The following is a 13704-nucleotide window of genomic DNA, read 5'->3' as shown; positions in this document are numbered from 1 at the left end:
CTAATTTAGGATTATTTAAACTACCTCATATTAGGGTATCCTATTTGTCTTAAAGCCTCATATACTACTATAGCTACTGAATTTGATAAATTTAATGACCTAGCTTTTTCAACATCTAACATAGGTACTCTAATACAAGTATCCATATTTGCTTTCAACAAAGACTCTGGTAATCCCTTTGTTTCTTTCCCAAATACTATAAAACAATTTTCTTCATATTTTACATCTGAATGCGATTGTTTAGCCTTTGTTGTAGAAAAAAAGTATCTACTGTTTGGATATTTTTCTTGTAATTCTTCAAAGCTATCGTAATATTGTATATCAGCTATATCCCAATAGTCAAGACCACATCTTTTTAAGTGCTTATCATCCAATGAAAAACCTAATGGTTTTACTAAATGCAAAGTTGAACCTGTTGCTGCACAAGTTCTTATTATATTTCCTGTATTTTGAGGTATTTCTGGTTCTACTAATACTATATTTAATGACATTTTTATCCTCCTAAATATCGTTCTTGTTTACTAAACTTTATTTTATAAACAGAATAACAATAATATTATACTATCATATATAATAATGTTAATAATAATTTTTATTTTATTATATATAATAGTTTTCTATCTAACATTTTCATAAGTATTATTATATCAGAAAATCACTCTTGTACAACTTACTTTAGAAAAGTTATTTCATTTCTTTAAGTTCTTGATAATAATTACAATCATCTTTTATTGGACAGTTTTCACACTCTGGATTTCTAGCTTTACACATTCTTCTTCCATGAAAAATTAATACATGATGTGAGTGTGACCATCTTTCTTTTGGTATGGCTTCCATAAGTGCAAATTCTGTTTTTTGAGGGTTTGGCTCATCTACTATTCCAATTCTATTACTGACTCTAAATACATGTGTATCTACTGCTATTGCTGGATGATTAAAGGCATTACTAAGAACAACGCCTGCTGTCTTTCTCCCAACACCAGGAAGTTTTACAAGCTTTTCTAAAGTATCTGGTACCTCACCATTATATAATTCACACAACTGTTCAGATGTAGCTTTTATTTTTTGAGCCTTACTTTTATAAAGACCACAACTTTTTATCTCTTTACTAATTTCTTCAATACTTAAATCTGCAAAATCTCTTGCTGTATTGTACTTCTTAAACAATTCTGCTGTAACTTTATTTACTCTTACGTCAGTACATTGAGCGGATAATATAGTTGCTATTAAAAGTTCAAAGGCTGTCCCATAATTTAGTTCACATGTAGCATCTGGATACAATTTTTCTAATTCATCTAAAATTTTATTTACATCTTTTTCGTTTTTAGATTCTTTCTTATCCACAGATTTACTTTTAGCTTTCTTATTACTCACTTTTTGTATATTTTTACTAGATTTATTATCTTTTAATTTACTATCTTTTTCACTTTTTTGAGCATCTTTTTTGCTAACTTTGACACTTTTTTTATTATCCTTAATATCTACAAAATTTTCTATATCTTTTTCATCAATTATTTCATCTACTTCTTTTTGAGTTTCAATTTTATTTACATCATTCTTAGTTACATCATTCTTACTTATATCTTTCTTATTTACACTTTTCATAATTATCCCCCTTAAAATACCAATTTATAAAACATTATTTATATATAGTTTAATCATATCAACAAAAAATAAACATCAACATACAAAACAAAACTTACTCTACAGATATTTCACAAAAAAAGCAAAAACTTATTAAAGTTCCTGCTTTTTATTATACATATAAATACCCATTAAATTCTATTATAAACTTATTCTTTTGCCTCAATTTGTATCTTACTAAAAGATAGTAGTTTTTCTTTGACCAATTTTTTTATTTCTTCAAATTTGACATCTGTCAATATCTCTATAGCTTCTTCTACTCTTTCAACTGTATATATTTTAAATTTTCCATCTTTTATGGCATCATTAACTTCATCTGATAAAACAAGATTTCTCTGATTTTTTTTAGGAATTATTACACCCTGTTCATTGTTTAAGCCTTTAGTTTTACATATAGAATAAAATCCTTCTACTTTTTCACTTATTCCACCAACTACTTGTATATCTCCCTTTTGATTTATAGAGCCTGTAACTGCAATATTTTGCTTAATTGCTACACCACTAAGAGATGATAACAATACATATAACTCCGCAGAAGATGCACTATCCCCATCTATACCTCCATAATTTTGCTCAAAACAAATATATGCATTTAATGACATCAATAAATCCTGTGCAAAGTTTTCAGAAAGATATCCCCCTAATATAAGCACTCCTTTATTATGTATTGAGCCACTCATATTTACTTCTCTTTCTATATTTACTATACCATTGCTTCCTGGACTAGTAGTTGCTGTAATCCTTGAAGCCCTACCAAAAGAATATTCTCCTGTACTTAAAACTGATAGCCCATTTATTACTCCAACTTTTTTCCCTTCTGTTTCTATTAGAGTAAAACCATTTTCAATTGATTTATCCATGTGTGTCTCTACTCTATTAATACGCTTTTTCTTTTCACTTATTGCTTTTTTAATATCATCTCGCTCTGTATAATTGGAACTTCTAAATTCTGCATATGCACTTCCTTCTATTATAACTTCCATTATTTTATTAAACTTAGTTGATAGCTTCTCTAAATCACCAGACAATTTAGTGCTAAACTTAACAACTTCGTCAACTGCATCTTTTGTAAAATGTTTTAAGCCATTTTTATTGCATTGATATGCTATAAATCTAGCTATTCCATCTTCATTATTTTTATTCTTATCCATTTCGCTATCAAAATCTACAAATATTTTAAAATATTTTCCAAAATCTTCTTCATACCTATATAAAATATCATATATATAATGACTTCCTATCAATATCACTTTGACATCTAATGGCATATTTTCTGGTTTAATTGCTGTCTGTGTTTCCAAAATTACTTTTTTTGTTTGCAATGTCTTTTTAAGAATTTCCCAAGACATAGTATACTTTAATAACTGGTCTGCATAAAGCACCAAATATCCGCCATTAGCTCTATGAAATGCTCCTGATAATAATTTTGTAAAATCAGTCTTTATATTTCCGTTTGCATAATCATATTCTGCCTTTCCAAATAGGTTTGATGGGCTTGGATTTATCTCTACTATGACAGGTGCTGATTCCTTCTTTTTCGAACCTCCATTATCTACAAATAAATTAATTTTATACTTTATAAAGTGTTCTTTATCATACTTATCTTTCAATTCTTCTTCATCTAAGTAAAATAAATACATGTATTCTATGATATCTTTTTTTATATTTTCTAAGTAAAGTTGAATTTTTTCATAACATTCATATTTTTCGCACAACGTTTTAATATGAGGTTCTACTACAAGCTTAGCTATCTCTTCTTCAAGCTCTAACACAGCCTTTTCAGCTTTTTCTTCCAAGTTTCTAATTTTATATACAACTTGTATTGCCATGTTTTCGAGTTCTCTTTTAGCCTTATAAAACTCTTCATCTGATATATCACTTTCTTCTTCATCTTCCTTCAAAGGTATGAAAACTATTCCCATTTTACTTTGTTTTAGTTTAAATCCTTTTTCTTCTCCATATTTTTTAATCTGCTTTAGTAACATATCTTTTTCTATTTCATATTCATCCAAAAGTTTATTTTTCTCTATTTCAAAATCTTCACTTTCAAATGCATTTTTAAAATCTTCTAAAAGACTTTCTACTAACTTTTCCATATCTTTCTTAAGTTCTCTTCCAAACCCTTTTTCTAATTCAACTATCATAGGTTCTCTAGGGTTTTCAAAATTATATATATAGCACCAATCTTTATGTGTACTTTTTTTAGATGCATATTCATTTAAAACCTTTAAGGCATAAGTACTTTTACCTGTTCCAGATTCCCCAGCTAGGTATATGTTGTAGGCTGGATTATTTATCTTTAAACCTAACTCCATAGCTTCTACTGCTCTTTCTTGACCCAATATACTATCTAGTGGACTTATTTCAGATGTATTATTATATTTCAATATTCCCCCACCTCCTCATATTTAACTTTAATGATATAATATGACTTTTACACCATAAGTGTTAAAGTAAATACACATTAAAGTATATGAAATAGACTCTTATTATTAGTCATCATACTTATCTAAAATTATTTCCATATTTCTCTTTATTATATTTTTACCCCTCCAGCTAAAGGCTCTATCTCCATATCTCCTCTTAAATTCTTTATTTGATATATTTTGTATCTCATCATAATCCAAATAGTCTATTATATCTTCCTTAAATTCCAAGATGTGAGTTGTTGGTATTTCAATATTATGAGGACATACTTCTTGACAAATATCGCACCCAAATATCTTTTTACTTTTCTTTAAAACATACTTTTCTTCCTCTGACAAATCTCCCTTTTTTTGAGTTATATATGATAAGCATTTTTTAGGATTCATATCATAATTTCCCAATATAGCATTTCCCGGACAATATTTTACACACTTTCCACATTTAAAACAGCTTTTTTCTAGTGGTTTATCTTCTTCAAACTTATAATTATTTACTATATATCCAATAAATATATAAGAACCATATTCATCAGTTATAATATTATTATTTATTCCAAAATATCCAATACCTGATAAATAAGCTAAATATCTGTCAACTAATGGTCCATTATCAGCAAATATCTTATATTTAAAACCTTCTACATTTTTGGAAATATAATCACAAATTTGTTGTAAAAAATCTTTTACTACAATATGATAGTCCTTTCCATGACAATATTTTGATAAATTTGAATTTTTATTCTTTTCTTGTCTATTTATATGGTATGGAAAAGCACACACTATTATAGAATTAGCATCTTCCATTATATTTCTAGGATTAATTCTATTTTCAATTATGGGTTCTTCCATACCTGTTAAATAGTCTTTTTTCTGTCTATTTTCAAGTATCTCTCTCAGATTTTCATACTTGTCTACTCCAGCTATTCCTACACACTTTAATCCTATGAGGTTACAAAATTCTTTTAATCTGTTATTATCCATAAAATTATTCCTTTTCAACTTAAATTCTAAAATCACAATTATGCTACATATGTTTCTTTGTTTAGACATAACAACATTTATATAGTCTAAATAATCTAATTTTTAAAATTTACATGTCTATATAATTTATTTACTATATAATTTGACTTTTATATGCTGTTATCTTAGTATAATTTAACATCTATCTATTTTTAATTTTTAACTATTTTACTCTTATAACACTACTTATTCTTCACTATCTATATTTTGTTATTCTACAATATTTGTATAGTTTAGCTTTCATCCATATTATATCTTTAGCTATTTTACTCTTATAACACTACTTATTTTTCACTATCTATATTTTTGTTGTTCTACAACATTATTATAATTTAACGTTCATATCTCTTCCCTCTATCGCTACCTTGTATTTCTTCTATAATATAACTTTCATATCTACAACAATCTAATATATATTACACTATTAAAATCATATCTTATCCAATTAGACTTTGTTATTCAGAAAGGTACAACAAATAAGAATTTGCTTTTAAATCATCCACAGATTATAATAAATACTGTATAAGGATGGTGAATAAATTGATTAAAATAACAATACCAGGTAGACCCATTAGTAAATCTAATTTTAAACTTCATAATATAAATGGTCAAGCATGGATGCCTTCAAAGGGAAAATATTCTAAGTATTTAGCATATGAGAACATGATTGCAGGTTTTATAAATCAACAGTATCAAGGAGAAACTGTTGAAGAAAATTTAATAACAGTGTTAAAATTATTCTTCCCTAACAAGAGAATGGGCGATTTACATAACTATCCAAAGAGCATTTGTGATGGTATTGAAAAAAGTGGAATAATAAAAAATGATAAGCAGCTTAAGCCAGTACTTTTATTTGATTTTATAGATAAGGACAATCCTAGAGTTGAAATTGAACTTTATCCAATATCTAAATACGATATATCTTATAATATTTTTGAAAAATAAAAATCTGTATATGCTATATAAATCTATATTGATGCAAAAACAATATTTATATAATAATTAATACTTGCATAAACATAACACTTAATAATTGCACAGACATAACACTTAATACTTTCATAAACACAATCTTATCATAATAATTATACTTACATAAAAAAAGAAATCGGCGTAAATTTATTACACCGATTTCAATAAGTAAAATCTATCCTAGCTTTTCAACAACAGTCTTCAACATTTCTCTTATAGGAAGTTCATATGGACATCGACTTTCACAAAGACCACAGTCAATACATTCAGTAGGTTTAACATCCATAACCTCATATTTTTCCTTAGCCCACTCCTCTAATCCATATCTAGTGTAATATCCTTCGCATAAGAAGCTTAAAGGTATATTTATTCCAACAGCACAAGGCATACAATATTCACATCTTCTACAGAATTTTTTACCTAGAGAATTTCTTATTTCTTCAATTTTTTTCTCATCATCCTCATCTAATACAAGATTTTCAAGCACAGCGACATTTTGTCTAACTTGTTCAACACTATCCATTCCTGGTATAACCACATCTATATAATCCTTAGACAATATATACTTAATAGCCAATGTAGCATTATCTAAAGCTCCACCAGCTAAAGGTTTCATTACTATTATACCAATTCCTTTTTCATGAGCTTTTTTAAATACCTCATCTGCTTGTCCTTCAACTATATTGTAAGGAAATTGTATAGTATCAAATTTGCCACTTTCTAAAGCTCTTTCTATAGTGTTTAAGTTATGGCTAGTTATACCAATATGTTTTATCTTCCCTTGTTCTTTTGCTTCTAAAAGGGCACTATAAGCCATTTTATCTTTAAAAATATTGTCATACTCTTCTTCTTTAACATTGTGAAATTGATATAAATCTATAAAATCAGTTTTAAAGTTATTTAAACTTATTTCCACATCTCTCTTCATTGAATCATAATCCCTAGACATACTTTTAGTAGCTAGGAAAAATTTATCTCTTTTTCCTTCTATAGCAATTCCAATAGCTTCTTCACTTATTGTGTATCCCCTTGCGCTATCAATAAAGTTTATTCCTTGTTTTTCTAGCTCATTTATAACTAAATTAGTATCCTCTTGTGTAATTCTTTGTATTGGAATTCCCCCAAAACCGACTCTTTTTATCTTCATACTAGTCTTGCCTAAATTTCTCATAGCTTTCCCCACCTAACTTTTAATTAATTTTAAACATTATTAACATGTTACTTTTAATTATACAACAAATTATGAGAATTTTTGCAATCTATTTATATACTATTTAAAATATATACACATTTTATCAAGTTTATTTATATAGTTTATAATATACTCTTTTATATTACATCAAAATTTTATTTAATATGCTTCATAATATACCAATCTATATTTCACTAGCATATAATCTAAATTTAATCCAAATATAATCAAAATGCTACTTAAATAGCATCAAAATATTATTTACATCATATCAAAATACTATTTACTAGATAAAATTTCTTTAATCATCTTAATCTCTCTCTTATGACCTTCTTCATCAAAAGGTGTTTCTAAGAAGAATGGCAAATCTTTAATGCTTGGATGTTCCATAAAATCAGTTAAAGCTTTTAGCCCTATCTTACCTTCACCTATAGGAGCATGTCTATCTTTTTTATCCCCAAATGGCATCATACTATCATTTAAATGTATAGTTTTTAATCTATCTATACCTATAATCTTGTCAAATTCCCCTAAAACTCCATCCAAGTCATTAACTATATCATAACCAGCTGAAAAAATATGACATGTATCAAGACACACACCTATTCTTTCTTTATGTTCGACATTGTCTATTATGCTCTTTAACTGCTCAAAACTAAATCCTATTTCAGTCCCTTTTCCTGACATTGTTTCAAGGAGTATAGTTATATTTTCATCTCCTTTAATAGCATTGTTTAGCCCTTTTACTATCCTATCTATACCAAAGTCTACTCCACCACCTACATGACTTCCAGGGTGAAAACACATGTATTCTATACCTAGTGAATCCATTCTTCTTATATCTTCATCTATTACTCTTGTTGCGAATTCATAAACATCATCCTTCACTCCACCTAGATTCATAGTATATGGAGCATGTGCAAGTAATGGTGCAAAATTGTTTGCTTTTCTAATTTCTTGAAATTTAGCTATATCTTTCTCATCAAATTCTTTAGCATTTCCTCCTCTTGGGTTTCTACTAAAAAATTGAAATGTATTTGCATCAATATATACAGCTGTTTCGGCTGCCTTTGCAAATCCTTTTGCTATTGAAATATGTGTTCCTAATTTAATCATATTAATCTCCTTTTGGTTGTACATAATTTTAATTTATAAATTTTTGATACTTAAGTCTTAATTTTAGTATAACTATAATTAATTTCGTATATATTAATTCTAAATTTTAATATTTATAGTTTAATTATACCCATTTTGATAAATTTCAAAGAGTATATTTAGTCATTCAAATAACAAAAAAATAGAGATTAAAAATCATTATTTTACTCATGCTCAAAAGTATTTTTTGATTATTAAGTAAATTCTGATGTTCAATCTCTAATCTTATGTTTTATAACTAATACATAATTAATGATTCTAATTAGGACATTCTTCTTCAACTGTAGGAACTACAACCATAGCTATATCATACTTAGAACCTTCAACGCTGTCTTGTCTTTTATTTAAAATTTCATCTATCTTTGATTTCATAGTATCATTAAGTTCAACTAATTCATCATGAGTAAGAGAAATATCATGATAATCAACTATATTTTCATTTTCTAAAACATCTTCCTCTGCTGCTTTATAAAAAACTTCACTCATATTTTCAAATCTTGATATGTACAATTCTTCTTTTTCTTCCCCATTGTCTAAAGAAAAATTAAGTATCCTATTCCCTATAACCACATTTTTTGCACTTGGATAATAATATTTTTCCACAATCCCCGACTTTATTTTTTCCTCAACTAATTCTAAAATACCAACTTTGTATAACATTTTTATGTGGTAGTTTATTTTTGCATGAGGTTCTTCCAATAATTGAGATAATTGTTTTGCTGACAATGGCGATTTGTCAAATGCTTTTAGAATATCTATTCTACGTGGATGTGCAATAGCCTTTATGCACTCCAAATCTCGTAATACCAATACCTCTTTCATTGACCCCTCCTAAAAAATTTATTTAATTCATATTTCTTTACAATTTAATTATATATTAAATTATATGTTGTTGTCAAAAAAATCCTTTCTTAAAATTTTAAAAAATATTTAATCTGAGTTTATTTGACAACTCCTCTAAAACTTTAACTCCTGCGACGCTGTTACCTTTTTTGTCAAGTGCAGGTCCATAAACACCAATACCCATACGTCCTGGCACAGAAGCCATTATACCACCCCCAACTCCAGATTTTGCAGGAATTCCAACTTTAATAGCAAATTCCCCAGAAGCATCATACATTCCACAAGTCATCATAAATGTCTTGACAATTCTAGATACCATTTCACTCATTAAATGCTCTCCATTTTCTATGTCTACTCCATAATTAGCAAGATTTATACCAATTCTCGCTAAATCTATAGAATCTACCTCAATTGAGCATTGTTTAAAATAAAGGTCTAAAACATCTTCTACATTACCTCTGATAAATCCATCACTTTTTAACAGATAAGCCATAGCTCTATTTCTATCTCCAGTCATTTTTTCAGACTTATAGACATCATAATTTATTCCTATGTTATCATTTCTTGCCAACTTTCTAAAAAAGCTAAGCATTCTTTCTTCTTTTTCTTCCAAACAGCTCCCATTTATAAGAGAAGTGGTAACTATTGCTCCTGCATTTATCATTGGATTACAAGGCTTTTTAGTATCATTAATCTCAAGTTTCATTATAGAATTAAATGGGTCTCCACTTGGCTCCATTCCAACATTTGAAAAAACGTCTTCCCAGTCATTGTCCATAAGTGCCATGGCAAGCACAATTGGTTTTGAAATACTTTGTATTGTAAATTTTGTGCTACAATTTCCAGCACTATAAATGTTATTTTCACTATCTATAATACAAATTCCTAAATCATTTCTACGAGCATTTTTTAATTCTGGTATGTAACTAGCAACTTGTCCATAATTTGTATATTTTTTATTAGAACTTATAATTTCTTTTAATAATGTCTCATCTAACGTATTCATATGCACCTCATCATCTTATGTTATATACTCTATTTTAGCACAAGTTTATACTATAATAAAACAGTGTTAAAAGAAATTATACTTTAAAACTATTTTTTGCAGACTTAACTTTATTTTTCAAACATATTATAAAAAATATCATAATATTATAAAAGGAGTATTAAAGTTAAATAGTATTTATTATCTATACTAATTCTCACAAAACAAAGAATTTTTGATAACTAAATAGAATTTTCACTTTAATACTCCAGCAATATTACTTAAAATATAAACCATAGATTATTCAGTATCTCTAAAAAAATATTTAGTTCAATATGAGTACAATAAAATAATCAATAATACATGCTAATCAACTATTTTACTTCCTCCAATAAATTCCCTAAGGATTGAAGTTCCTGGTATATCAGAAATATCATCTAGTTCAACAAAATACTGTAAAAACTTTAATAATCTAGTAGCTTCAATATAAGCAGGATTATCTTCATCTATTTCCTCCAATAGAGGCTTAGCAAATCGCTTTAAAACCGCTAATTCATACACACAAGCGGAATTAAATATAGCATCTGCTTCATCTTGATAAGGGAATATATTTTTCTTTTCTCCTCTTCTAACTGATGCCCATTGCAAAATAGTATTATCAGCGCTATATCCTCTAAAATTATAATCTCTAACAATTCTTCTTATCATTCTCAAATCGGCAGTAGGAATTCTATTATGGTCATCTAAATTTATTTGAGTAAGGGCACTTATGTATATCTTAAATTTATCTTCATCTGGTATGGATGCTGTTAAAATAGGGTTTAGCCCATGTATACCTTCTAATATAATTGGTTGATTTGAGTCTATCTTTATCTTTTTACCAGTATATTCTCTTTCCCCAGCTTTAAAGTTAAACCTTATATCCTCAATTTCTTCACCTGCTAAAAGTTTATTTAAATCTAAGTTGAATCTCTCTAAATCTATAGCATAAATTGACTCAAAATCATAGTTTCCATATTCATCTAAAGGAGTATGTTTTCTATCTATAAAATAATCATCTAAAGATATTGAAATCGGATTTAAGTTATTTACTCTAAGATGTATTGATAGTCTATGAGCAAAGCTTGTTTTTCCAGATGATGATGGCGCTGCTATTAAAACTACTCTCTTATTGTTATCTTTTATCATATCTGCTATTTGAGATAGTTTCTTTTCATGTAATGCTTCAAATGTTCTTATTATATCTCCATATTCATTATTTTCTATTATTCTGTTAAGTGATACTACCTTATCAATTCCCATTAGTCTTGACCATTCTTCTGCTTCATAATATACGTTTGATAGCTTAGGTTGAGGTATAAATTTCATAGGTAGAGTCTTATCTTCTTCACTAGGCCCTAAAATTATAATACCTCCATTGTAAAGTATGATATCAAACGATTTTATATAACCAGTTGATGGCAACATATATCCATAAAAATGGTCTATATAGTTTCTACATTTATATACTTTAGCACTATCATATTCCTTGTATTTCAAAAGTTCTGCTTTTTCATACATCTCATTATTTTCAAATATAGAAATAGCTTCATCCCTCGTAACTTCTATTTTTTCTATAGTGTAGTCATTATTTATTATCTCTTTCATTTTATTTTTTATATTTTCAACATCAACTTCTTTAAGTTTTCTCTCTATATGAACTTCACAATATAGTCCACCAGATAGTGAATGTTCTATTGTAACTCTGCTGTCCCAAAATATCTCTCTACAAGCCATCACAAACACAAATGACATGACTCTAAAGTAAACTCTTTCTCCATCTTCATTTGTCGTATCCAAAAACTCTATCTCACAATCCTTTTTCACTCTATAATTTAACTCTTTCAATTTATTATCTACAACCGCAAGTGTTATATATCCTTTATGTTCATCACAAAACTCTTTTGCTATATCTCCTAGTCTAATTCCCAAAGAATTTTCGTCTAATGAATACTCCTTACTTCTTCCGTCTATTTTTAAATTTATTTTCTTCACTTCAACATCTCCTTCCTTTTGATGAATATACATTTTAATCAACGAGGCATATCAACAAGATAAAGAGAGGTATTTAACCCTCTCCTACAATATGATTCAATTTACTTATAGTATCTTCAATGTCTTCGTAATTTATTTCTAATACTAAATATTCTGCATCTAATTTTAAAACCTCTTTAACACTCTCTTCAGATAAAATACCTCTTCCTATACCAACATGTATATCATTGATACCATCATTATCACTTAAATGTATCAATTTTATCTTATCTTTCAAGTTATTTAAATAATCATCCTCATCAATTAAACAGTGTCCAGCATCGTAACAAAAACAAATCTTAGAATTTTTAATCCTCTTAAATATATATTCAAAATCATAGGATATATTTCCAATATTTGAAAAATCCCCACCTTTTGAATAAGTATTCTCTATACAAATATGTGAATCTGTATTTATTTTATTAAAAAAATCTACACTATTATCTAAATACTTGTCCCTATTATTTTTAAGTCTATTTGTCATAACATAACCCAAATGAAGATTAAAGTACCTTATATCAAATCCTTCTAGCTCTAATTCTATCTTCTCAATAAAACTTATCCATGAAGCTCGTATATATTCTATATTTTCACAAGTGTTTAATTCCATAGGTAAATGTATCCCTATAGACAACCCTAGTTTAGAAATTCTCTGCTTATATTTACATAACTCACTACATTCATATATATTATCAATACCAATTTCCAAATGAGTTATTTCCTTTGTACTTTCACAAAGTTTTAAAGCACCCTCAATATTAAATAACAAAGATGCCACACCAACTGCCATACAAATCACCTACTCAAAAATACCTATTTGTGTAAAAGGAAACACTCTTAAAATAACTTTTCCTTTAATATTTTGTTCATCCACTAATCCTACTTCTTTATACCTACTATCTAAACTTACTTCTCTATTATCTCCCATAGCAAATACTTTACCTTGAGGAATCACCATATCAATCTCGCCTTCAGTATAATTATCATGTATATATGAAACTTCATTTAATAACTTACCATTTATATAAACCTTAGAATCTTTAATTTTTAAATGGTCTCCTGGTACACCTATAACCCTTTTTACTAACTCTTTTTTTCTCCCATTATCTTGCAACAAGTCAGTCTTAAATATCATTATATCTCCACATTTTGGTTCTGATAATTTATATGTTATTCTATTTGCCACTAAGTAATCGTGTGGTTTAAGTGTTGGGTACATTGATTCTCCATTTACTAATGTTGGTTTTATAAAGCGAGTTATAATAAATGCCAAAAAAAGTGCAGTAATAATTATTTTTATCCACTCTACAATCTCTTCTTTAATAGTTTCATTCATTCACAAATTCTCCTTTATAGTTATATTATCTTTATTGATAATGCTACTTTTAAGCACT

General features: G+C 27.6%; 12 protein-coding genes. 1 reads left to right on the top strand and 11 read right to left on the bottom strand.

The genetic code is table 11. The annotated features are described in order from the left end of the window. Window positions 1–20: 20 nt before the first annotated feature. From trmL to queG, 4 genes are all read right to left on the bottom strand, one after another. Complete coding sequence (gene trmL, locus IC175_RS07890) at window positions 21–491, bottom strand: tRNA (uridine(34)/cytosine(34)/5-carboxymethylaminomethyluridine(34)-2'-O)-methyltransferase TrmL (protein WP_227433604.1); 471 nt, start codon at window positions 489–491, stop codon at window positions 21–23. Window positions 492–684: 193 nt separating this feature from the next. Beyond that, window positions 685–1605, bottom strand: a complete 921-nt coding sequence (gene nth / locus IC175_RS07885; RefSeq protein ID WP_255615830.1) for an endonuclease III — start codon at window positions 1603–1605, stop codon at window positions 685–687. A gap of 188 nt (window positions 1606–1793) precedes the next feature. Continuing rightward, the gene (locus IC175_RS07880) at window positions 1794–4031 is read right to left on the bottom strand and encodes an ATP-binding protein (protein WP_227851397.1); all 2238 of its coding nucleotides are present in this window, start codon (window positions 4029–4031) and stop codon (window positions 1794–1796) included. Between the two features lie 105 nt (window positions 4032–4136). Next, a complete protein-coding gene (queG, locus tag IC175_RS07875) occupies window positions 4137–5051 on the bottom strand; it encodes a tRNA epoxyqueuosine(34) reductase QueG (protein WP_227483643.1) in 915 nt (304 codons plus the stop codon). 579 nt (window positions 5052–5630) lie between these two features. Here queG and IC175_RS07870 point away from each other — a divergent pair. Then, entirely contained in the window at window positions 5631–6035 is a 405-nt protein-coding gene (locus tag IC175_RS07870) for a RusA family crossover junction endodeoxyribonuclease (RefSeq protein ID WP_227433607.1), read from the top strand. Between the two features lie 202 nt (window positions 6036–6237). On the opposite strand, the gene IC175_RS07865 is transcribed toward IC175_RS07870, so the two are convergent. The 7 genes from IC175_RS07865 to lepB all read right to left on the bottom strand — a co-directional run bounded on the left by IC175_RS07865 (window position 6238) and on the right by lepB (window position 13646). After that, on the bottom strand, window positions 6238–7233 hold the full coding sequence (locus IC175_RS07865) for an aldo/keto reductase (protein WP_227824629.1): 996 nt from the start codon (window positions 7231–7233) through the stop codon (window positions 6238–6240). A gap of 300 nt (window positions 7234–7533) precedes the next feature. Then, complete coding sequence (locus tag IC175_RS07860; RefSeq protein ID WP_227433609.1) at window positions 7534–8370, bottom strand: deoxyribonuclease IV; 837 nt, start codon at window positions 8368–8370, stop codon at window positions 7534–7536. Window positions 8371–8667: 297 nt separating this feature from the next. Next, window positions 8668–9231: an ArsR/SmtB family transcription factor gene (locus IC175_RS07855; protein ID WP_227433610.1), complete on the bottom strand. Its 564-nt coding sequence runs from the start codon at window positions 9229–9231 to the stop codon at window positions 8668–8670. A 97-nt stretch (window positions 9232–9328) separates the two neighbouring features. Next, on the bottom strand, window positions 9329–10258 hold the full coding sequence (gene glsA / locus IC175_RS07850; protein ID WP_227483645.1) for a glutaminase A: 930 nt from the start codon (window positions 10256–10258) through the stop codon (window positions 9329–9331). Window positions 10259–10603: 345 nt separating this feature from the next. Then, window positions 10604–12271, bottom strand: coding sequence for a nucleoside kinase (locus IC175_RS07845; RefSeq protein ID WP_227433612.1), 1668 nt, complete (start codon window positions 12269–12271; stop codon window positions 10604–10606). A 73-nt stretch (window positions 12272–12344) separates the two neighbouring features. After that, window positions 12345–13100 carry a TIM barrel protein gene (locus tag IC175_RS07840; protein ID WP_227851396.1) on the bottom strand — a complete coding sequence of 252 codons (756 nt, stop codon included), beginning with the start codon at window positions 13098–13100 and terminating at the stop codon, window positions 12345–12347. Between the two features lie 9 nt (window positions 13101–13109). Then, window positions 13110–13646 (bottom strand): signal peptidase I, encoded by a 537-nt coding sequence (gene lepB, locus IC175_RS07835; protein WP_227433614.1) that lies wholly within the window; start codon window positions 13644–13646, stop codon window positions 13110–13112. Between the last annotated feature and the right edge of the window lie 58 nt (window positions 13647–13704).

Source organism: Clostridioides sp. ES-S-0123-01, from assembly GCF_020658415.1.
Classification (GTDB): Bacteria; Bacillota; Clostridia; order Peptostreptococcales; family Peptostreptococcaceae; genus Clostridioides.
Note: the sequence above shows the minus strand (reverse complement) of the source record. Positions and strands in the feature narration are given on the sequence as shown.